The sequence below is a fragment of the Hyphomonas neptunium ATCC 15444 genome (assembly GCF_000013025.1).
In the GTDB taxonomy this organism is placed as follows: Bacteria; Pseudomonadota; Alphaproteobacteria; order Caulobacterales; family Hyphomonadaceae; genus Hyphomonas; species Hyphomonas neptunia.
Genome location: NC_008358.1, coordinates 1,209,979 through 1,232,415 on the forward strand (window position 1 = coordinate 1,209,979; position 22,437 = coordinate 1,232,415).

The 22,437-nt window shown below is 60.4% G+C and carries 19 protein-coding genes; 11 read left to right on the top strand and 8 right to left on the bottom strand.

Annotated elements, in window-relative coordinates; genetic code table 11:
- Positions 1-179: 179 nt before the first annotated feature.
- From HNE_RS05915 to HNE_RS05955, 9 genes are all read left to right on the top strand, one after another.
- On the top strand, positions 180-1,466 hold the full coding sequence (locus tag HNE_RS05915; RefSeq protein ID WP_160162605.1) for an outer membrane beta-barrel protein: 1,287 nt from the start codon (positions 180-182) through the stop codon (positions 1,464-1,466).
- A 61-nt stretch (positions 1,467-1,527) separates the two neighbouring features.
- Positions 1,528-3,933: a GumC family protein gene (locus HNE_RS05920; RefSeq protein WP_011646212.1), complete on the top strand. Its 2,406-nt coding sequence runs from the start codon at positions 1,528-1,530 to the stop codon at positions 3,931-3,933.
- Between the two features lie 83 nt (positions 3,934-4,016).
- On the top strand, positions 4,017-5,156 hold the full coding sequence (locus HNE_RS05925) for a putative glycosyltransferase (RefSeq protein ID WP_011646213.1): 1,140 nt from the start codon (positions 4,017-4,019) through the stop codon (positions 5,154-5,156).
- Positions 5,157-5,225: 69 nt separating this feature from the next.
- Complete coding sequence (locus HNE_RS05930; protein WP_035590553.1) at positions 5,226-6,509, top strand: O-antigen ligase family protein; 1,284 nt, start codon at positions 5,226-5,228, stop codon at positions 6,507-6,509.
- Positions 6,509-7,237 carry an SGNH/GDSL hydrolase family protein gene (locus HNE_RS05935; RefSeq protein ID WP_011646215.1) on the top strand — a complete coding sequence of 243 codons (729 nt, stop codon included), beginning with the start codon at positions 6,509-6,511 and terminating at the stop codon, positions 7,235-7,237. The genes HNE_RS05930 and HNE_RS05935 overlap by 1 nt, the downstream gene beginning before the upstream one ends.
- 23 nt (positions 7,238-7,260) lie before the next feature.
- Positions 7,261-8,340 (top strand): acyltransferase family protein, encoded by a 1,080-nt coding sequence (locus HNE_RS17835; RefSeq protein ID WP_011646216.1) that lies wholly within the window; start codon positions 7,261-7,263, stop codon positions 8,338-8,340.
- A gap of 135 nt (positions 8,341-8,475) precedes the next feature.
- Complete coding sequence (locus HNE_RS18905; protein WP_011646217.1) at positions 8,476-8,679, top strand: hypothetical protein; 204 nt, start codon at positions 8,476-8,478, stop codon at positions 8,677-8,679.
- A 110-nt stretch (positions 8,680-8,789) separates the two neighbouring features.
- Entirely contained in the window at positions 8,790-9,797 is a 1,008-nt protein-coding gene (gene galE / locus HNE_RS05950; protein ID WP_011646218.1) for a UDP-glucose 4-epimerase GalE, read from the top strand.
- Between the two features lie 41 nt (positions 9,798-9,838).
- Entirely contained in the window at positions 9,839-10,837 is a 999-nt protein-coding gene (locus HNE_RS05955) for a glycosyltransferase family 2 protein (protein ID WP_011646219.1), read from the top strand.
- On the opposite strand, the gene HNE_RS05960 is transcribed toward HNE_RS05955, so the two are convergent.
- From HNE_RS05960 to HNE_RS05990, 7 genes are all read right to left on the bottom strand, one after another.
- Positions 10,830-11,783 carry an RDD family protein gene (locus HNE_RS05960; RefSeq protein WP_198022831.1) on the bottom strand — a complete coding sequence of 318 codons (954 nt, stop codon included), beginning with the start codon at positions 11,781-11,783 and terminating at the stop codon, positions 10,830-10,832. The genes HNE_RS05955 and HNE_RS05960 overlap by 8 nt on opposite strands.
- A complete protein-coding gene (locus tag HNE_RS05965; protein ID WP_011646221.1) occupies positions 11,780-12,778 on the bottom strand; it encodes a stage II sporulation protein M in 999 nt (332 codons plus the stop codon). Before HNE_RS05965 ends, HNE_RS05960 begins: the two co-directional genes overlap by 4 nt.
- Positions 12,775-14,088 carry a DUF58 domain-containing protein gene (locus tag HNE_RS05970; RefSeq protein ID WP_011646222.1) on the bottom strand — a complete coding sequence of 438 codons (1,314 nt, stop codon included), beginning with the start codon at positions 14,086-14,088 and terminating at the stop codon, positions 12,775-12,777. Before HNE_RS05970 ends, HNE_RS05965 begins: the two co-directional genes overlap by 4 nt.
- On the bottom strand, positions 14,085-15,041 hold the full coding sequence (locus HNE_RS05975; protein WP_011646223.1) for an AAA family ATPase: 957 nt from the start codon (positions 15,039-15,041) through the stop codon (positions 14,085-14,087). Before HNE_RS05975 ends, HNE_RS05970 begins: the two co-directional genes overlap by 4 nt.
- The gene (locus HNE_RS05980) at positions 15,028-16,248 is read right to left on the bottom strand and encodes a DUF4350 domain-containing protein (protein WP_011646224.1); all 1,221 of its coding nucleotides are present in this window, start codon (positions 16,246-16,248) and stop codon (positions 15,028-15,030) included. Before HNE_RS05980 ends, HNE_RS05975 begins: the two co-directional genes overlap by 14 nt.
- The gene (locus HNE_RS05985; RefSeq protein ID WP_049755036.1) at positions 16,245-17,060 is read right to left on the bottom strand and encodes a DUF4129 domain-containing protein; all 816 of its coding nucleotides are present in this window, start codon (positions 17,058-17,060) and stop codon (positions 16,245-16,247) included. The genes HNE_RS05980 and HNE_RS05985 overlap by 4 nt, the downstream gene beginning before the upstream one ends.
- Before the next feature lie 187 nt (positions 17,061-17,247).
- Positions 17,248-18,807: a GMC oxidoreductase gene (locus tag HNE_RS05990; protein ID WP_011646226.1), complete on the bottom strand. Its 1,560-nt coding sequence runs from the start codon at positions 18,805-18,807 to the stop codon at positions 17,248-17,250.
- 105 nt (positions 18,808-18,912) lie between these two features.
- On the opposite strand from HNE_RS05990, the gene HNE_RS05995 reads away from it, so the two are divergent.
- Positions 18,913-19,884 carry an aldo/keto reductase gene (locus tag HNE_RS05995; RefSeq protein WP_035590547.1) on the top strand — a complete coding sequence of 324 codons (972 nt, stop codon included), beginning with the start codon at positions 18,913-18,915 and terminating at the stop codon, positions 19,882-19,884.
- 60 nt (positions 19,885-19,944) lie between these two features.
- Positions 19,945-20,412: a GAF domain-containing protein gene (locus tag HNE_RS06000; protein WP_011646228.1), complete on the top strand. Its 468-nt coding sequence runs from the start codon at positions 19,945-19,947 to the stop codon at positions 20,410-20,412.
- Here the strand turns inward: HNE_RS06000 and HNE_RS06005 are convergent.
- Entirely contained in the window at positions 20,398-22,422 is a 2,025-nt protein-coding gene (locus HNE_RS06005; protein WP_035590545.1) for a carboxylesterase/lipase family protein, read from the bottom strand. The two genes, HNE_RS06000 and HNE_RS06005, sit on opposite strands and share 15 nt — an antisense overlap.
- Positions 22,423-22,437 lie beyond the last annotated feature (15 nt).

The following is a 22,437-nucleotide window of genomic DNA, read 5'->3' on the forward strand; positions in this document are numbered from 1 at the left end:
GAGAAATCTACGGGATCGTGATATTCATTTGTAATCCATTTCCGCGTAAACAACCGTCAGCAAATCCGTTGACGTAAATCTGTTCAAAGTCCGCCTGGCGGGGTGGCGCTGAACTTGCAGGGAACCGCCAAAGACCGGGCCTAACCGGCCTCGCAATCAAAGTGAGAATGGTAAACAGCATGACTGATCTGAAACGCCTGAGCCTGACCAGCGTTGCCGTGTGCGCCGTTGCAGCTTCAGTGGCCAATGCACAAGGCTCCGATTACTACAGCCGTGACAAGTACACAGCCGTACTTGACCGCCCGCAGCCGGAGTTCGATCCCGAACCGGTTCGCCTTGGCACATTCAGGGTCAACTCCGCGGCCGAACTGGGTGTCTCATATACCGACAACGTTTATGTGATCTCGGCCAACGAAGAGTCCGGCGCCATCGGACGGGCCGGCCTGCGGGCATCGGGTGACACCACCTGGAGCGTTCACTCGCTCGGCTTTGATGTTTCGGCCCGCCGCAACGAGTATTTTGACCAGGGCGACGAGTCCAATAACGACCTGCGCGCGCGTCTGCGCGGCCGTGTCGATGTTTCGCGCAGCTTCTCGATCGGTGGCTCGGTCTTTGTGGAAGACCGTGTTGAACCCCGTACCGACATTTCCAACATCTTCAGCTCTGACAAGCCGATCGGCGTGTCCGTTCAGGGCGCAACGGTTGATGTGAACTATGTGAATGACCGGGTGCGCTGGACCAACGGTCTGGGCATTCGCAACGAAGACTATGAAAACGGCCGCCAGATCGGCACGGGTCTTCCGATTGATCAGAGCTACCGTGATCGCACGGTCCTGGATGGCCGCACGCGGGTTTCCTATGCCGTATCGCCTAACTTCGCCGTATTCGGCCAAGGCACCTATGAGCAGCGCGACTATGATGCAGAGCAGATTTTCGGCGGTCTGCCACGGTCGCGCGACTCTGCAGGATATACGGTTGCGGGCGGTGTGGACTTCGAACTCAACTCCCTGATCCGCGGCGATGTCGCCGTGGGCTACCTCAAGGAAACGAAGGATGATGATTTCTTCGAAGAAGTCAGCGGTCTGTCGTTTGATGGGCGCATTCAGTGGTTCCCCACACAGCTGACCACGCTGACATTCAACGGGAACCGCCGCGTCAGCGACACCGGCCTGTTTGAATCGCCCACGGCGATTGAAAGCCGGGCTGGCGTGCGTGTCGATCACGAGCTTCGCCGCAATATCGTCCTTTCTGCCAGAGCGGACTATCTGTCTTACGAGTTCGAGGAAATCGACCGGAAAGACGAGGGCACTGACCTGGAAGTTTCCGCGATCTACAAGATGAACCGCCGCGTGCATTTTGATACCTTCGTGACGCGCGCAGATCGCGACGTGTCGGGGGTCGATGTCTTCGGTGATCCTTCCTACGGCGTAACGACCATCGGCGTCGGCGTCACTCTCTTCCCGTAACACCTGCTAATCCGGAGGCCTGCATCCTGCGGGCCTCCAACAGTTTTCCAGAGGCACTGCCTTGTCCAAGTCGTATACTGTAGAAATTCCATCCAATGCTGACATCGGCGGAAGCTCCGGTGGCATAGACACGAGCGCGTTCGACCTGAAATCGCTGATAACGATGGTCTATCGGCGATTCTGGTTGATCTTTACCGGTTTCATCACCGTGCTCAGCCTGGTGGTTTTCATCACATTTACGCAGACCCCGACCTATCGGTCGCAGGCGATCATTCAACTCGATACCAATCAGATCAATGTCATTGATCTGGGCGCGCTGTTTTCCGGCGCGGGCGGCGCGACGACATCTGTCATCGATACCGAGGTGCGCGTCATTGCATCCAAGACGCTTCTCTCGCGCGTGGCAGAGGAGCAGAACCTTATCGAAGATCCGGAGTTCAACTGGACGCTCCGTCCCAAGAAGGAAACGTTCATATCGTCTTCGCAAAAGGCGGTAGTCGGGCTTATGGGCGGGGATACATCCGAGAAAGACCCTTTTGCCGGCATGACGCCTGAGCAGAAGGAAGCAGAGATATTCGAAGCGGTTGTCGGCACATTGATGTCGAAGGTGGCGGTTGGCCGTGTGGGCGCAACGTATCTTCTGACCGTTGATGTCACCAGCACTTCACCTGCGACGGCCGCTCGTCTCGCAAACGAAGTTGCCGAGCAGTACCGCGTGCAGCAGCTTGAAAAGAAATACGACGCGACCCGCAAAGCTACCGAGTGGCTTCAGGAACGTGTCTCCGGCCTTCGCGAAGAGGTCGAGGAGAAAGAACAGGCTGTTGAAACCTTCCGCGCTGAAACCGGCCTTCTCGAGGCACAAGGGACGACGCTTACAGAACAACAGATCGCTTACCTTACATCCCAGCGCGGACAGGCGCAGATCGAAGTGGATCGCGCCCGCGCCCGCTATAACAGCATGCGCCGTCAGATCGACAGTGGGGCCGGTGTCGAGGGCGTCTCTGAAGTCATCAACTCGCCCCTGATCAATGATCTGAAGACACAGCGGTCAGAACTCCTGCGCCGTGTGGCCGAGCTGGAAACCCGCGTTGGCGATCGCCACCCCGACCTTATCAGTGCCCGCAACGAAGTTGCCGACATTGACCGCCAGATGAATTCGGAAATGAACCGCATTGCGGCAAACCTGGAGAGCGAACTGAACGTTGCCCGGGCGCAGCTCGGCTCCATTCAGGGTGAAATTGGCCGGTCGACTTCACAGCTTCGCGGCAACAACGTAAACCTTGTCCGCCTGCGCGAACTCGAGCGCGATGCGCAGACCAGCCGCGTCATGCTTGAAGAATTCCTTGCCCGGTCCAAACAGACGCGGGAGCAGGATGCTCTGATTACGGCAGATTCCAGCATTCTCTCGACTGCCTCTGTGCCGTTCCGTCCGGCGTCTCCGCGCAAGGCGTTCAACCTGATCATCGGTTGCGTCCTGGGCCTTGTCGTCGGCGTATTCCTCGCAATTGTCGCCGAACTGTTCGACTCCAACATCAGTTCTTCGGAAGATGTTGAAAACAAGCTCGGGTCCAATCCTATCGGCTCTGTTCCCCTTATCCGTACTGCGGGCCTTCTGGGGCTCGGCCAGACGAGCCCGGCTGACTTCCTCGTGGAGAACCCGCTCTCGGCGTATGCAGAAAGTATCCGGTATCTCAGGGCCGCCATTGCCTTCTCTGATCTCGACAGCGAGACCAAGACCGTGGCGATCACCTCTTCGCTTCCTGATGAAGGCAAGACCAGCCTCGCGCTCAGCCTGGGCCGCATGTCGGCAATGTCGGGGTCGCGTACTCTGGTGATCGATGGCGACTTCCGCCGCCGTCAGCTGACCGAAATGGCAGGTATGAAGCCGGAGATCGGTCTTGTGGAGCACCTGTTTGGTGCGGGTCAGCTTTCGGACGCGATCGCCAAGGACCACAAGACGATGCTCGACGTCCTGCCGCTTTCGCTCAACGGTCACACGCCTCACGATGTCTTCGGGACGCGCGCCTTTGACGAGCTGTTGTCGCGCCTGCGTGCAATGTACGATCTCATCCTGATCGATACTGGCCCATTGTTGCTTATGGCCGAGGCACGCGTTGTCGCCGGCAAGGTGGATAAGGCGATCCTCGTTGTTCGCTGGCGTCAGACGACGCGCTCGGCAGCCCGCCAGTCGCTGACGCTGCTGCGCAACTTCAAGGCCGACGTGCTGGGCGTTACGCTCAACATGGTGGACCTCAACCGCCGCCGCCATCACCGTGATCCTGGCGCGACCTACAAGGCCTACCGCAAGTATTATCAGATGGAAGCAAAGCCGGGAATCTTCGGCTGGACGAAGCCAAAGAAACCCAAACCGAACAAGCAGGGTCCCAAGTCGTCCATTGCCACTCAGGTGCCGCCGTCCAAGGCGAGCGGGCGTCCTGAAACCATTGAGCGTATCTCTGCCGAATAGCGGCTTTCCGGAAGCTTACGGGTGCAGGTCACCAGGAGTAGGGGACGCGCAGGCTCTGCCGGCCCGGTCCACAGGGAATGGAAATGACGCGAATTGCCTTCTTCGGTCATGACGCGGCAGATGCGGCTGTGCGGCGACGCGTGCGCAGTTTCCAGGGCGACGGGTTTCAGGTTACCGGCTTCATGATGCGCCGGCGTGAGCCGCTCGCTCAGGAGTGGGAAAATGTCGATCTCGGCCAGACACAGGACGGCGCCTTCCTGCAGCGCATACGTCAGGTTTTCCGCGGTGCCCGCATAGCGGCAGCGTCCGGTGACCGGCTCCGCTCGGCGGATGTCATCTACGCGCGAAACCTGGACATGCTGGCCTGCGCCTTCCTGGCCAAACGCCATGCAAAGCTGGCAACGCCGGTCATCTACGAGTGCCTCGACATTCACCGCTTGCTGTGCCGGACGGACATTATCGGCAAGGGATTGCGCGCGCTTGAGGGCTGGTTGCTTAAACGATCAAAAGCGCTGGTTGTCTCGTCGCCCGCGTTTCTCAGCCAGCATTTCGAGCGGTACTATCCCGGCGTGGCCAACGCCTACCTCGTTGAGAACCGCCTGGCAGGGCAATTCGATTATGGCGCCCGGCAATCTCCCGCAAAGGGGCAGGTGGACGGACATATTCGCCTTGGCTGGGTGGGCAATCTGCGGTGCCGCCGCTCGCTGGATCTTCTGTGCGCACTGGCAGATCAGTTTGGGCCTCGGATCGAAGTGAAGCTGCACGGCGTTCCTGCGCTCACTGAAATCCCCGACTTTGAAAGCAAGATCGCTGCCCGGAATAACATGTCGTATCACGGACGGTACAGGTCGCCTGAAGACCTGCCGGAAATCTATGCCGGTCTGGATGTTGTCTGGTCGGGGGATTTCATGGAGGCTGGCCTCAACTCCACCTGGCTTCTGCCAAACCGTATCTACGAAGGCGGGTATTACTGTGTTCCCCCCATCGCGCCGGCTGGCACGGAAACCGCGCGCTGGATCGCCCGGCATGAATGTGGCTTCCTACCCGGCGAGCCACTGGAGCAGACGCTTCCGGACCTGATCGAGCGCCTGCTGCGGGACGCCTCGCCCATCGCGGCTAATGGCAGGGCGCTTGAAGCCCTTCCGGAAGAAACCTTCGTACAGCCGGTGGGATTCCTGCGTCAGATCATTGAATCTATCGTGAAACCCAGGGTGGCTTCATGATCTGTCCAGTATTGCCCGTTATGGTAATCAGACGCGCGCGCGAGAATTGCCGGATCGCGGAGGTTTCCTGTGTCTGATTACGCACAATCCCGCAAAAGCGCGACCATCGAGCCCGCGTATGTGAACGTATACTCCGTCGACAAGGGGGCCGGCCCGCTTGAGATGGCGTTCGTCACGCTCTGGATGTTCATTATCTACCTGCCGCTCGATATGTTTTCACCGCTGCGGTATCTTTGCATCCTCGGCTTTGTAGCGCTGATCGTTCATGACAATCAAAAGCTGCTTCCATTGATGGCGAAGTCCTGGCCGCTATTTGCGTTGCCGATATTCGGACTATGGTCCGTAGGCTGGTCAAACTATCCGTCTGAAGCCTTGAGAGCAGGCATATTGCTTTTGCTGACGCCGATTGTGTCCTTGGTCATCGCGGGCCGCCTCACACCCCAACAGTTTCTTCGGACCGTGATGTTTGCAGGCATGATCGCGACGGTATGCTCAGTGCCCTATATGGCGTTCTTTAACTTCGGTGGACTCTACGGAAGCAAAAACCTCTTTGCGATCCAGATGTTGTTCTGTTTTATTTTGTGTTTGATTGCAGTTCTGAACCAAGATGAGTCGCCATTCATCCGTATTCTTGCTTTGCCTTTTGTTCCGGTATGTTTTTACTTTCAGTATTTAGGTGAATCTGCAACCACACTCGTTTTTGCGATTGTCGGTGGCGCTGCGCTCATCGGTATAAAACTGTTCTGGATGCCCGTCACCAAAGTGAAAAGCCTGCCGACGCTCACGCTTCTGCTCCTGGTGGCGGCATTGCTTGCGGCCAGTTTGATCATACTCAACATGCCAGACAATCAGTTTATGGCGAAATTCCTGTCTCTCGTAGGTAAGGACGCAACACTTACGGGGCGTACGGAGCTTTGGGATGGGGCGCGCATGGTTTCAGATGAGCACCCTTGGCTTGGGGTTGGCCTCGAGGGCTTCTGGCAGGCAGATACCGGATTGGCTCAGACGCTGAATGAAAACAACTTCAAGCCTATCGGCACAAAGTTGGGCTTTCACAACTCTTTCTGGGACGTGCGCGTGCACCTTGGCCTGATAGGGTTGTTGTTGTTTATCTGGTTCATCATGTGGACAAGTATCCGCATGGTTCATCTATGGTTCGTCGACGGCTCTCTTTTGAACTCGGCGTTGCTGATTATTCTTGCTGTAAATCTGACAATGGGCTTCACGGAATCCTATCTTTGGGGCACGTTCACGACCTCTTTGGCCATACAGACGCTGGCTGGCATCGCGCCGTTCCGGCTGCACGATCCCAAGCTCGTAGGGCGTGCCAAAATCAGAGAGAAAATCGCGTGATGTTTTCGCAAGTGCGGATTTTGGCATTGGCCTTGGCTTTGGTTGCCTCCGCAGGGTGCTTCAATGCGGGGGCCGCTGGCCCCCAGGCTGACACATCAGCGGAGGCCGGCGCAGTGACCGTCGGCCAGGTCATGGTAATCGGAGACTCCATATCATTGGGCTACGGGGTCCTTGGCGAGGGGCCATATTGTTCCGGGGCCGCTGAATTTGATGATCCCGGTCGGGCGTATCCGGCAATATTCACACGCAGTTTGGGCGCTGAACTTCACCTGCGGGCCAGATCCGGAATGGGGCTTGTCAGGAATTTCAACGGGTCTGGAGGGGTAACCGCATTGGAGTTACTTGATCAGACGGAATTTCCCGTAGACCTCGATCTTGCAATTATTCATCTGGGGACGAACGATTTTTACGCACACGATCCCGGTATCCTGTTTGAGAACACATATGATCTGCTGCTGGACGACCTGCGTCGCAGATATCCGGATGTATCGATCCTGGTTTTATCCGGCCCCATGTTGAGCGGTGACGATCGGGAAAACTTCGACAGTGCCGTTTCCAGAGTTGCCGAAAGGCAGCACTCAAAGGGAGCCTCTGTGACGCACATTCTTCTTTCCGCGTCGCAGAAAGAGGAAGGCCGCTATGGCTGCGATTGGCATCCTGGGATCGCTACGCAACAGCAAGTCGCAGAAGTTATTCTGGAGCGAATATTGCATGAGAAGAAACGATAGTTGGCCGGATAGACCCCAGAGACATGTCTTTACACGCTACCCCTTCTGCGACGCCCAGCCGTCAAATTGACTCTCTTCAGATCCTGCGGGCTGTGGCTGCGTTGTTCGTGTTCGTCTTTCACTATTTCGGCGCGCTGCAGAACGATTTCGGAATTTTCGATAATAACCCTTTTCCCTTAGGGGCCTTCGGGGTCGACATATTTTTCGTCGTCAGCGGTTTTATCATTTGCTTTGCCTCTCAGAACGAAACCTCCGCCGGTGACTTTTTTCTCAAACGGCTTTGCCGGATTGTGCCTTTATACTGGTTGCTGACGCTGGGCGTCTTCGCAGTTGCCCTGGTGGCGCCCTCGTTGTTGAATTCAACGACGGCAGACTGGGGTAACCTGATGAAATCCCTGGCCTTCATCCCCTATCAAAAGGAGAATGGCTTGCTTCAGCCGATCCTTTATCTGGGGTGGACGCTGAACTATGAGATGTTCTTCTATCTCATCTTTGCACTGTCCATTTATTCCGGCCGCTACCGGATCTGGATTTGCATGTCAGCCATAATCGGACTGGTGCTGCTGGGTGTGATTTTCAGACCGGAGTCGGACATTGGACGGTTCTACACGTCTGGCGTGATGCTCAACTTTGTCTGGGGGTGCGTCGCTTATTTGATTTGGTACAACGCGCCGGCACTCACCAACAGACTGACCTGGCTTTGGCCGGTAGGGGCGGCGTTGCTGGTTTTGCAAAATTTCCTGCAGCTGCCGATCCCGCGCGAGTTTGCCTATGGCCTCCCCTCGATGCTTCTGCTTTTGGGGCTGTTGACGGTGCGGTTGCCAGAGGGGGCTATCTGGCAATTCGTGAAGGAGACAGGGGACGCATCCTACTCTCTCTACCTCGTGCACCCGTATATCATTCAGCTGGTAGTCAAGCTCGTTCTGCCGGTTCTGGGCGTCACAGTCCTTTCAATCGCCATCTCATCGGTCGTCGTGACCGCGCTGACGGTAATTGCATCGCTGCTGCTGTTCCGGTTGTTTGAGAAGCCTTCCAACGTGTTTCTCCGAAATATGCTGATAAAGCAGAGAGTTCGGTCCCTGGCGGCTCAAGCAGGTAAATAATTCTTCATACTTTATTCAGCTAGTCGCCAATTTTAGGCGGTATTTGTGCCTTATTCGACAGACATTCTCCTTCATACGGGAGAATGCTGCGCGACTTTAAATCGCTGTTAAGTCTTCACCGCTTTAAATGAAGTCATGTCGCGTTCGAGCCAAATGATGCCAATGAAAACAGGCGCCTTCTCAGACCCCGTTACGGGAGTACTCGAAAGTGATCGTTCTCTGATGAACGAATTCAGTGGAGAAAAGCTGCCCGTGTGGCTGCGTTTGCTGACCATTGTTGGTCTGAGCGCTGGCCTGTGGGGCGCGATCATCTGGGCATTCGTCCTGGTCTTCGGCTGAAGAATTCCGCTCGCCGGCGCTGACGCGCGGTTAGTTTCTTGCATGTATCTGGTGCGTACCGTTGCCTCTGTTATGCAGGGGCACAGTTCATTTGAGTTGAGGGGCCAGAAATGCCGGGAAAAGTGCTTGTATTGGGCGGTGCGGGCTATGTGGGCAGTCATTGCTGCCGGGCGTTTTCCGAAGCAGGCTGGGATGTCACGGTTTTTGACAACCTCTCCACCGGCTGGCGGGACCTGGTGCGCTGGGGCAAGCTGATCGAAGGCGATCTCAACAGCCCCGGTGACATCGAGGCGGCTTTCAGCGCAATCAAGCCGGATGCCGTTGCGCACTTCGCGGCGTCCACGCTGGTCGGAGAGTCGGTCACGGAACCGGGCAAATACTATCGCAACAACACCTTCACGACGCTCAACGTGCTCGATGCCATGCAGCGCCACAACACGCGCGCGATCATCTTCTCGTCGACCTGCGCGATTTTCGGTCATGCGCAGACGGAGTTTCTCGCCGAGGACCATCCGAAGAACCCGATCAACCCCTATGGCATGTCGAAGCTGATGGTGGAGCAAATGCTCGCCGGCTTCGATCATGCCCATGGTATTCGCTCTGCCTGCCTGCGGTATTTCAATGCAGCCGGGGCCGACCGCCAGGCCCTCACAGGTGAACGCCATGCCTGCGAAACGCACCTGATCCCCTTGGCCCTCAAGGGGGCGTATGATCCAGGCTATTCCTTCACCATCACCGGTACGGATTTCGATACGCCCGATGGCACGGCCCTGCGAGACTATATCCATGTCGAGGACCTGGCCGAGGCACACCTCCTTGCCTTGAACGCGCTCGAACAGGGCGCGCCGTCAAATGCGTTCAATCTCGGCACCGGCCGGGGCACCAGCGTGGCGGAGATCGTCGACGCCGTTGAGCGCGCAACGGGCCGGCGCTTGCCCCGCAAGATCGGACCGCGCCGCCCTGGCGACGCCGCCCGTCTGATTGCGGCGCCGGGCAGGGCGAAGGATGTGCTTGGCTGGACGGCAAAACGTTCCGATGTCGATAACATCATCACCTCGGCGCTGGCCTGGCACCAGAAAGACTGGGCGCAGCACAAGGAAGACAGCCTCCAGGGCTGACAGTGCGATGGAAATCGTATGGGGGCTGAGGAACTGAATTCGTGGAAAAAGTAACCGTCATCATTCCCTGCTACAATGCAGAAGGCTTTATCGAGACGGCGGTGCGCAGCGCGCTTGATCAGACGATCCCTGCTCAGGTGATCGTTGTGGATGATTGTTCGAGCGATGGCAGTTTTGCGCTGTTGCAGGCTATCGCGACCACCGAACCTCGCCTCACGGCCGTGCGTCAGCCTCAAAATGGCGGGCCATCAGCGGCGCGCAATTCGGCCCTGCGTTTGGTAAAAACGGATTGGGTCGCAAATCTGGATGCGGATGACTACCTGCTGCCAGACCGGCTGCGTGCGATGGTGGCGCATGCCGAGGGCCGCGCGCTCGACTTCGTCGCGGATGATGTGATCCGGGTCGAACCGGGACAGGCTCCAGCCGAAGGCATCCGCGTATGGAAAGATGAGCTTATCGGGTCCGTCCCGATGGGGCTGGCGCGGTTTGTGCAAGAGAATCTGGCGAAATATTCCGGTCCGCGCCGGGAAATCGGATACCTGAAGCCATTGATGCGCACTGCGTTCCTGCGGGAAAAGAACCTCTTCTTCAGAGAAGATATGCGCCTGGCCGAGGATTACGAATTCTACGCCCGCTCGCTCACCCTCGGCGCGCGCTGGGAGATCATTGATCCGTGTGGGTACATCGCTGTCAGCATGCCGGAATCTCTCTCCAAGGCATATCCGACTTCGGCCATCGAAAAGCTGGTGCTGGCTGACCGAGAATTCCTCAAACAGCCAGGCTTGTCGCGGGGTGAGCGCGCCGCAATCGGGGAGCACCTTCACCACACGGCCACAGACTATGCCTGGCGCACCATGATTGATGGTGTCCGGACGAAAAATCCGGCACTCATGATGCGCGCGCTGATGCAGCCGCCGGCTGTTTCAGGGAAAGTTGTCCTGCGCATGGCAAAACACCTTCTGAGGATGCCCATCCTGCCGGAAGTTCCCGAAGAGGCACGCAAACCTGCCCGCGAGACGGCGGGGCTCGGACTTACCTGACGTCGAACTTGTCGGCCTTCCGGTCGCCCAGCAACATCCGCTGCTCCAGCCGGCGGCGGAGCGCTGCGTAATAGCCTTCAAGAAAGGCCAGGTCGGTTTCCCCTGGCTGCCGGGTCCAGCCGATCTTTGACCGGATGCGGGCCGCCACCTGCTGTTTGATGTCCGGTGTGGACTGACGCAGCACATCCTCCAGAACATGCAGCTCATGGATGCCATAGGCATCGGCCTGCGCCGTGGTGAAGTTGAAGCGGGAGGATGTTTCCTGATTGCCGGGCGCAGACGTGATGTCATGCATCAGTTTGGTTTTGGGCGTGCGGATAACCCAGGTCCCCGCAATCAGGTCGCCCACGCGCATCTTGTCCTTGTTGAAGATCGGGAACAGCAGGAACACGCTGGACCAGAGAATGCCAAGCAGCGCCATCCAGCCGCTGGCTCCGTCTCCGCCCATCATGGCAAACTGGAAGGGCAGGCCGACCTCGATTTCGCGAATGAAATTGCGGGCGAGCACGGAATTGGCCGTCAACCGGCCGCCATCGCGCGCAGCAACCCGCAGACCCAGCGCGCGCTTGCCCGGTGTGGCGGCCCGCTGCCCGATCTCGAAGAAGATGTAATAGAAGTTGCGGACGAAAAAGAAGAAGACCAGCCAGAAGGCAAAGGCAATGTTGGCGCTTCCCTCACCGAAGCCGGACATCGCAAAGTTGAGGCCAAACAGTGTTGCAATGACAATGGCCCACTGAATGGCAATGTCGATGAGGAAGGCGCCCGCGCGCTCAGCCGCTGTCGCAAGCTTCAGCCGGATCGCTGCGCCCTCGGGTGTGATCAGGCGCCGGATGAGTTTTGACTGGCGTATCTCTTCTGCCATACGCGCGCGCCGCTGCGTCGCCGCCTCAAGGCTGACGGGCAGGCGTTTGGCTTTGGTGGGCAGGGGCGCGGCGGGTCTGGTCATACGCTGCGTTCCTGCCGGGACATGTAAAAGTACACCATCCAGAGAACGCCGGTCGTGCCGGCAATCACGTAGCGGACCAGATCCGAATTGATCAACTGCCGGCCGAAGCCCTCAAGTATGGCGGCAATAATGAGCATGATAATGCAGCCCATCGCGATGGTGGCCGCTTTCTGCCCGGCCGAGCGTGCCGAGGCGAGCCGTGTTTGTGCGCCCGGAAAGGCCACAGCGCCGCCAATGATGAAACCCGCCGCGCCGGCCAGCACAATGGCGAATATCTCTGTGACACCATGGATCATCAGCCAGCCGGTAAACTCATAACCCAGCCCCTTGTCCCAGAAGACGGCATACATCGAGCCGATCATCACCCCGTTATATACAAGCAGCCAGGCGGTCGGGATACCGAACGCAAAGCCGAGCGCAAACGCGAACAGCGCGATCTGGGCGTTGTTGTTGAACAGGAAGCTGGAAAAGGCCGTCAATTGCCCGTCGCCATGCCCATCCGTGTAGATCGTACTTCGCAGATACTCGACCGTGGCTTCCGGATTGCGCCCTTCAAAAAAGCTTTGTCCGTGGAAGGTCCAGTACCAGTCCATATCCTGCAGGCACAGAAAGAAGGCGAGGCCCCATCCGCCGAAGAAGAACAGGGCAGACAAAAGTGTTGGCCACACCGCCCCGCGCACGGCAGCGGGCCAGTCCTTGCGCAGGAAGGTCATCATCCGCTCGCCGATCGTCGTGCGGGCGCCATAAACAAAGAAATAGGCGCGCGTGCACAGGCTCTCGAGATACGCAATCACGTTCTGGTCGAGCGAGATCGAGCGGGCCACGGAGAGGGAAGAGACGGCCTGCCGATAAAGCCGGGGCAGCGCCAGCATCTGCTCATCGCTCAGACTTTTCACGCCGCCATTTTCTGCCCGCGTCAGGATCAGGTCCAGCTTCTGCCAGTCGGCCTGGCGTTCCTCGCGGAAGCGGTAGGATTTGAGAAGGTCGCCGCTCACAGCATGTCCCTCTGTTTGATCTGAAGGTAACGGGAAACAAGCTCCGCGCCGAAATGTTCGGGCCGGCTCTCAATGATCTGGACCCCCATCCGTTGCAGCCGGCGGAACACCAGGTCGCGCTCGGACAGCAGCGTATCGGCGATCACCGCGCGCGCCACGTCTTCGGCCTTCTCCGGCGGGGCATCGGCCATCGTACTCAGCGCTTCATCTTCGAAGGTTGCGAAGAGGACAAGGTGGCGGTCGGTCAACCGCTTTACATTTTCCAGCATCAGTTCGGCGGAGATCGTGTCGACAAAGTCGGAGAAGATGATCACCAGGCTGCGCCGCTCCAGCCGCCCGGCCAGATTGGTCAGCGCCAGGGTGAAGTTTGCCTCCTCATCGGAATAGTCCATCTCCGCCACGGTGGCTTGCGCTTTGGGGAAGCTGCTCGTTCCAGTGAGGAAGCCGCTGGTGACACCAGGCTTTGAGGCAAAGCCGTAGAACATCGTCCGGTCGCCCGCGCGCAGCGAGACATAGGCCAGCAGCAGTCCGGCCGTCACCGCGCGGTCAATCTTGGCCACCCCGCACAGCGGCTCGCTCATCAGGCGCCCGGTGTCGAAAGCGAAGACGATATTATGATTGCGCTCGGTCTTGAATTCCTTGGCCAGCAGATGGCGGTGGCGGGCAGAATGTTTCCAGTCAATCGCGCGCCGGTCCATACCGGCGGTAAATTCGCGCAGCGCGTCAAACTCGCTGCCATCGCCGCGCTCGATCTGTGTCTTGATGCCGAATTCAGCGTCGCGCGAGAACAGCCGGATGGCTTCGTCCCGCACCCAGCGGACATTGGGCGTGACCGGTACGTCCACGCCAATCTCCTGCACATGCCGCTTCTGCACCAGCCCCATCGGCCCGCGCCAGCGGCTCCACAGGCGCACGATGCGCGCCATGCCGCGCCGCGCAGGCGCCACCCTCAGTTCGTAATGCCGCTCCCGCGCTTCCCATCCGCGCAACCCCTGCGGCTCTGGCTGGGGAATGAATTCATTGGTTTCCAGCTGTATCTCTATCCGCGCAGGCAGGGGGCCCTTCGCAAAGCGCAGGCGGATCGGCAGTGGATCGTCCTCACCCACATAAAGCAGAGGCGGTATATCCACCTCCGGCTCATACGCCCGGATCTGAGCGCCCATCAGCCCGTCCATCAACACAATGCCGCACACGCCCGCGATCCATCCCGCCGAGAGCACCCAGAGCTGCGGCGCAAACAGAGCAATGGCGATGAGCAACGGCATGCCCATCAGCATAAGGAAGATCGCGCGGGGCGTCGGTGAAATCACCGGGGCGCCGCCGTCTGCTCGATGATGCCGGCTAGCGTCTCGTCGGTGGTGCGGCCCTCAATATCAGCGGCGGGCGAAAGGATCACGCGGTGGCGCAGCGCGGGCAGGGCCAGTGTCTTTACGTCATCCGGGATCACAAAATCGCGCCCATCCAGGGCGGCCCGGGCGCGCGATCCCATGGCCAGCGCCGCGGCTGCCCGCGGGCTTGCCCCGGTTTCCAGCGCGGGCGTCTCCCGCGTCGTGCGCACAATATCCACGATGTAGGAAATGATCTCGTCATTGAGGCGCACCTGCGAAACAGCCTCCACGGCGGCGTCGAGTTCGGCCGCGCCCAGGACCGGCTGCACGCCGAATGCTTCGGCCGTCTTCATGCCGGTGCGGGTGCCATGCTGCGCCACGATGCGGATTTCCTCTTCGCGGGTGGGATATTCCAGCGTGTGCTTGAACAGGAAACGGTCAAGCTGCGCCTCAGGCAGGGGATAGGTGCCCTGCTGCTCAATCGGGTTCTGCGTCGCGATTACCGTGAAGCGCGGGTTCAGAGGATAGCTTTCCCCGTCAATCGTCACCTTGCGCTCCTGCATCGCTTCCAGCAGTGCGGCCTGCGTCTTGGGCGGCGTGCGGTTGATCTCGTCGGCCAGCAGGATGTCGGTGAAGATCGGGCCTTTGGTCAGGCTGAACTGGTTGGTTTGGAAATTGAAGAGGTTCGTGCCCAGAACGTCGCCCGGCATCAGGTCCGGTGTAAACTGGATACGCCCGAACTGTAGGGAGATGGCGCGCGAGAAACACTGCGCCAGCAACGTCTTGGCGGTTCCCGGTGGCCCTTCAAGCAGGACATGTCCGGAGGAAAACAACGCCACCAGCAGCAGGTCAACGCTCGCGTCCTGGCCGATGATGGCCTTTCGCACTTCGGTGCGGATGCGGTCCGCCAGGTTCCGGATTTCAGCCACGCTCATGCATCGTTCTCCTGATGATTGCCTTGCGCCAATGGTAGAGGTCGCGTGCCTTGTGCACGAGATCGTCCCGGTTGGCGGCTTGCCCCTTGAGGGCGGTTTCGAGTTCCGAGAAGGATTTTCCGCCGCTTTCGGCAGGTCCCATCCGGTCAAACATTTCCGTCAGCTGACTATCCGGCAGCGTTCGCGGCAAGCCGAGCGCCCGCGCCAGACGGCGGCGGATCAGGCTCGCATAGCCCGGCGCCATCCGCATCTCACGGCGCGCCATGGTCACCAGGCCGGCTGAGTTGTCGGCCAGTGCCTGTTTGCCAAGCGCAATGGCGCGCGTCTCCCGGGCTGGCGGGCCAAACCGGATGAGCGCGGCCCAGCCCAGCAACAGCGCGCTCGCCAGCGCCACCAGCGTCGCCCCGATATAGGGAACGCTGAACAGCATCTTGAGCAGGTTTTCCGAGCGTTCAAAACCATGCAGCGTCGCGTCCATCAGGATCGGTTCGGCGTCCGACGTGCGCAAATAGTTGACCAGCCGCGTGGCAAAGATGGCGTTCTCCAGCCGGGCCAGGCCGAATGTGTTGATCATGTCCGGATCGCTGAGGATATAGATCCCCCGGCCGGGATCATAGGACACCAGCGCGCCTTGTTCGTTCCCGATGACGGTTTCAAGAATGTCGGACCGGATCAGCTGCAGACGCACATCCGGCTTTACGGCGCCGGGCTCGAAATCACCCTCCAGCTCCAGGGAAACACTGACGCGTGCCACTTCCGCGTCCGGATAAACCTCCCGCAAGCGGTCGTTCAGGTTGCGCGCATCAAGGAACCGCGTGTCGATCTGCCGTGTCCGGTTCAGCGCATCGGGGCTGCCATACCATTTGGGCAGGACAACGAGCGCGGGTAGCTGGAAGCTTGTTTCCTCCAGAATATCGAGATTGCCATAGGCTGGCAGGGTGAGGATCATCAGTCCCCAATCCCGCGTCTCAAGGCTGCGCTCCAGCCGGGAGACGCTGACGGGATAACCCTGCGCCTCCATCAGGCGCACAAAGCCGTTATATCCCAGCGCAGATGTGGAGTAGGGATGATCGCCCGCCTGATCGCGCTGGCGCAGCTCGGGCGCCCAGCCCGCCAGCACCATCACGCCGCCAAACGAGATCACGGCGATTGCCACCATGATGGCCACCGCGCGGGCCGAAAAGGGGGAGTCGCTTGCCCCACTCATGCCCAGCCCTCCCCGAAGGCGAAGTCTTCATAGCTGCGCCGCGCGCTCTGCCAGCCGTCAGCATCGACATCCCGCCCGCCGAAGAAGCTGCTCTCAACGATCTGAATGATAGGCCTCAGCGCCCGCCGGGCGCGGTCAGGCAGGCTGCCAAGCCCGGCAATCTCCCGCGCGGTCAGCGAGGTGGGCACGCCGCCATCCAGCCGCTCCTGAACGTCTTCAATAGACCGGAACAGCAGCAGGTGAACCGCCTCTGCAAACCGCCCCTCCCGTGCCAGCGCGTCGGCTTCCTCCAGCAGGGAGCGGGCACGGTCCGCGTCGGGCCGGATGTCGGTCAACACATCATCTGTGGGCTTATCCTTGGGTTTGCGCGAGAAACCGAGGCGCATCCGGATGGCTTCGCCGAACAGGAAATAAACGAGGCCTGCCACGACGAGCACCACGCCAGCCCAGAAAATGATCTTGAAGACGGGCGCTAGCGATTCAATGAACCGGGCAAACGCCTGCAACCAGTCTGGCGGTTCTGTCGGTTCTATTTCAATGTCTTCCTGCTCCGGACGGGTCAGTTGCAGGTCATTGTCTCGCAGATAAGCCTCATGCGCCTCTTCCACGAGGCCAGTGTCGGTCTCCAGCCCGCCCCCGGAGAAGGTCTCGTCAAACTCGGCATCGTCGTAGAATTCAGGCGCGGGATCGTAGGTGTAGTCAGGTTCCGGCGCCTCAAATGGCGGGGTGTTCTGCGCATGCGCCAGCGCTCCCACACACAGGAAGGCACATGCGGCCAGTGCAACTGCGCTGGACCTGACGAGTGGCGCCACTCAACAACCCTCCTGCCGACATGCCCCGGATGTCGTTTCGGCAACTATTTCAGAGCTTACCGGTGGCTTCAATGTCTCTTTCCATCCCAGTTGGTTCAACGGGCCTATCCGGCAAGGCTGGCCGTTTCCGGGCAGAGAGAAGGCGGTTTGCAGCCAGCGCGCCAGCCCCCGATCCGGGGGCATGCGGTTATATCCCGCGTGACGCACCCGAACCGGTGACATGCGCGCAGGCCCGCGCCGTCAATGCCATGATGGTAAGCGTCGGGTTCTGGATGCCCTGAGAGGGCAGCGCCGCGCCATCGGTGACGTAAAGCCCCGGCATGGCCCAGCATTCATTGTGCGGCGTCAGAACCGATGTCGTCGCGTCCGTGCCCAGCCGCGCGCCGCCGCATTCATGGACGGATGTTCCAGGGCGCGCCGGCCCCTCCGGTCGCACCAGAACTTTTGCCCCGAGCGCTGCAAACAGGTCATCCAGCGCGCGTGACATGGAGGCGGCCAGCGTCCGGTCCGCGTCGCTCCACTGCATCTCGATGCGCAGGGCAGGCGCGCCCCATTTGTCGGTCTTGTCGCTTGAAAGGGATACGCGGTTTTCGGCGGTCGGGGCAGATTCGCCAAAAGCCACCGCCGTGATCCACGCGCCGGCCGGGTTTACCGTCGGATAAAGCTGAATGCCCATCCCGCGGGTGTGAGCATCGCCGCCATCGCGCAAATCAAACCGTGGCAGGTACACACAGCGTCCGGCTTCGGCCTGCGCCGATGCGGGCAGGGCGGCGCGGATACCTTCAGCCTTCACCATCACATGGTCGGTCAGATAGCGCCCCAAGGCGGGCAACTGGTCTCCCAGAGGCCCAGACGCTGTACTGGAATTGAGCAGGATGCGGGTCGATTCCAGCGCCGATGCGCACAGGAACACCACAGGCGCCTCGGCGGTCTCCCGCTCGCCCGTGATCGGGTCCAGCCATTCGGCGCCGCGTGCCCGCCCGTCAGGGCCGGCCAGAATGCGTTGCACCAGCGCGTTCGTGCGCAAAGTCAGGCGCCCGGTCGCTTTCGCCATCCCGGCAAAATCCACAGGTGGCGCGTACCGGCTCAGCATCGTGGACGCCTGCGGCCATTCGGCGTGAATGGTTTCCAGCAGCACCGATTCCGACGCATTCGGCGAAATCGGCCGGGCCACCACGCTGTCAGGTATGTAGTCGATACCCTCCTGCGCGCCTGTCAGGTCAAGACGGCGCTCGACCTGCTCATACCAGGGCTCCAACTCATCAATGCCGAATGGCCAGGGGCTCGGCGCGCCGTCTTTCGGGCCAATGTCTGTCGCCCCGAAACGGTAATACTGGCGGCCATGTCCCGGCACCACCATGCGGCCGCCGACCCCATGTGAGCGTATCCAGGTAAACGGCTTGTCGGCGGGCGTCTCGTAGGGGTGATCGCGGTCATCCACAAAAATGCCGGGCTTCTGGACCCAGGCGAAGCATTCGGTCTGCACCGGCTGGCGGATGCGCCCGACGCCGCGCAGCACTTTCGTCCCCGCATTGATCAGCCGCGGATGCAGAACATTCGCCAGGCGCGGGTCCGAGACGGCACCGATGGCGGCCGATACGGTTTTGCTGAGGGGCTTTTTCCAGAACGGATAGCTGCTGCCCGCGTCCAGCAGAAGGACCGACATTCCGCGTTCGCACAACAGCGCTGCCGCGAGCCCGCCCGAGGCCCCGGCGCCCACCACGATCGCGTCATGCTGCCTGGTCATATATGTACCGCCCTCTTTGCGGTTACAGCTTTGCACGATTTATGCATGTTGGATGCCTGGGAGGGATCGTGAACGGCGATTACCCCCAATAATTGACAGATCGGTATGGTAAAGAACACGCAGCTCCCCTCAGATGCCGTTACGCGGCTGTTGTCCAAATCATCCGGCCCGCTGGGTTTTGGAACCGGCCTCCTGCATTCCGTCAAGGACAAAGCGTCTGCGGTTCGCGTCCTGCGCCAGGCGCAGGATGAAGGGGTGACATATTTTGATACGGCCCGGCTATATGGCGAAGGGCGCTGCGAGGGCATGCTGGGAGAGGCGTTTTCCCACATGCGCGATGAGGTGATCCTTGCCACCAAGGTCGGCATTTTGCCGTCAGCGCGAGATCTGGCGACGCGCGTGAAAGCCAAGGCCGCCGCGACCCTGCGGCGTCTTCCCATGCTCCGGCCCCTGATCCCCGAGCCACCGGTTCAATATCCCCAATTTGGCGTCTTTGATCCTGCCCGGATGCAGGAGAGCTTCGAAACCAGCCTGAAACAGCTCCGCACCGATCATGTCGACCTGCTCCTCCTGCATGAGTGTACGCTCGAAGATGTGCAGCGCACGGAAGTCCTGGAGTTTCTCGATCAGATGGTCCGCCAGGGCAAAGCGCGCGCTTACGGCGTTGCCCCGCGCGCCGAAGATATGCTCTCCATTGCAGCCAGCTGCGCGCCCTATGGCGATGTGGCCCAGTTTGACGCCGCGCTGCGGAGCGCTTTCCCACCCGCGGGCGCTGACACGCCCCCCCTCATCGCGACCCATTCCTGCCTGGGGCAAAGGTTTCGGGATCGGGTCGTGCAACTGAAAACAGATGACCAGTTGAGGGACAGCTGGTCCTCGGCGCTCGGCCGGGAAGCGGGTGATCCCGCCACCATCGCCCAGGCATTTCTCGCACACGCCATTCAGCAGAACCCTGGCGGCATCGTCCTCTTCTCGACCACGCAGCCAGACCGCCTGCGGACCAATCTGGACGCCCAGGCCCTGCTCAACTCTCCGGAGACGTCTGCAGCGCTCGCCCAGCTGATGGCGGCGGAATGATTGGACAAGCGCCCCGCAATACATATCTAAGGCCCTCGAAACCGATCAGAGGGTGCCCGAATGGACAAGGCTGAAGCCTATCGCCAGCTCAAGGAAGAAATCGACAGCGTCGTCGCCGGGGAGACCTCCGACACGGCGCGCTACGCCTCGGCGGCCTGCCTGCTGGCCCAGGCCTTCAAGCCGCGCTTCTTCTGGACCGGGTTCTATCTGGTGGACCCCCTGAAACCGCAGGAGCTTGTCGTCGGCCCGTACCAGGGCACCCTCGGCTGCCTGCGTATTCCGTTCGGCAAGGGGGTCTGCGGCCATGTTGCGGCGACCCAGGCACCGGTCATCGTCCCCGATGTCCATGAGTTCCCCGGCCACATCGCCTGCGACTCTGCTTCAAATTCCGAAATCGTCCTGCCGGTATTCCGCGCAGATGGCAGCCTTGCCGCCGTACTGGACGTGGACTCGACGCAGTTCGATGCCTTCGACGCGGTTGACCAGGCGGGGCTCACCGCCATCTGCGAGAGCTTACTGACCGTCTGAGGCAGGCTGCGGCAACGGTTCGGCAACAGGTTCGGTAGCTGGCTCGGGCGCTGGCAGGTTCGCATCATCTTCCGCTGGCACCTCCGCCGGCGCTGTTTCCGCAGGCGGGTAGAGCGGCCGCAATATCGGTTCGGGCAACACTTCCTTCGGCTCAGTCCGCGGCGCGGGCGCAGGTGCCGGCACCGGCGCCGTCTTCACGGGCGCCGCTGCAGCGGGCTGGCGGGGCGCTATTACTGCGGGTGCAGTCTCTTCCAGGCCCGCAGGTTCAGCGTCAGGCGCCACGGGTTCGGGCAGGTCCGGCACAGGCGGCGCGCCGGCCATCTGCTCGATCCGGTTCAGCAGCGTCTCTTCCAGAATATCCAGCCTGCGCGCCCGCAAACCATCGATCACCCGGATGGAGTGGTTGAGGTCCAGCCAAACATCCCGCTCCAGCGAATAAGCGGGCCATTCAGGCACCCCGGTGCCATTGGGATCACCGGTCCGCGCAAAATTGGTCCAGTAGGTCATCATCGCTTCGGTCAGCGCCAGGTCTCCGTCCGTAACCTTCAGGCCGGGCAGGTGGCTGTTGAACACGAACGGGATTTCTGAGGCATGGAAGGCGCCAATCGTCTGGCGCGGCGAAGGCGAAACGCGGGTGAAGTGATAGAGGTAGGTCGGCTCCCCGCCTTCCACATTGCGCCGGCCCACATAGCGCATGTGTACGCCGAACATGTCATCGCCCAGCATGTCCACCGCGCCTTCGTCCCAGCTCTCCAGCGTATTCATGCCGTAAAGGGCCTGCAGCGCTTTGGCCGGGTTCTGGCCAAATACGGCGGCCAATGCCGCTTCGCGCTCCTCCAGCGTGCCGGAAATCTGGGGCCTCAGAACCGTGGGCGAATAAATCTCGTCATAAAACAGCGATCCCTCATCCGCGTTGAACCCCGCAAGCAGCGGCACGCGCGGCGTCTGTCCATCGCGGAACGCGGCGCCAATCGGCCGGGGCAGCACCTTGCCATCCACAACCGGCAGGAAATAGGGCGCCAGATCGCGCCGCGCTTCAGACCGGGCGATTATCTCCGCCGCCGGAATAGTGCGCAGGTCGTCCGCCCTCGCATCATCAGGCACGAGGCCGGAGAGAAATTCGGTCCCTGCATCTTCCGCACTTTTCACACCGGGTATGGCCGAGCGTTTGAGATGCAGCGCGTTATAGGTGCTCGCCCCGCTTTGCAGGATGGCCTTGTGGAACAACCCGTCTGACAGCGGGCTCGCCATCAGCTCGGTCACCGATTGGGCGCCCGCGCTTTCGCCAAATACCGTCACATTGTTCGGATCGCCGCCGAAGACCGCAATATTCTCGCGCACCCAGTTCAGCGCCGATACCTGGTCCAGCAGGCCATAGTTCCCGGATGTGCCGGCTTCTTCGCTCAATGCGGGATGGGCGAGATAGCCGAACGCGCCAAGCCGGTAGTTGATGGTAACCAGAACTGCGCCTTTTTCCACCAGCCCATTGGCCTGATAGATCGATTGCGACCCCGATCCGAACTGGTGAGAGCCGCCATGTATCCAGACCATGACGGGCTGAAGCTCGCGCCCCCCCAGATTGGCCGTGCGGATATTCAGCGACAGGCAGTCTTCCGCTTCCGGCGGCGGCTTCTGCAAGGAGATCGCCGTGCGCGCCATCATCCGCTCGAAGCCCGACAGCCCCACGCCTTCCAGGATCGCATCTATAAACGCGCCGGATCGCCCCCGGCTCTGCAGGCATTCGGGACCATACTCGCGTGTATCGCGCGAAATCGCGCCCCATTGCGGCGGCGCGGCCGGCGGGCTCCAGCGCTTGGCGGTGCCATAAGGAATGCCGTTGAAAACAATCACATCGGGATTGTCGCGGTCCACCCCGCCGATCACGACGCCCTGATGGATGCGCACCGGTTCGGACATGTCCATGGGCTTGGGCGGCTTGCGCAGCGTGTACCAGCCAAACGCCGCCCCCGCGAGCAGGAGCAAGAGAACAACTATACCAAAACGGCGCATCGCCGGACCCCGCAA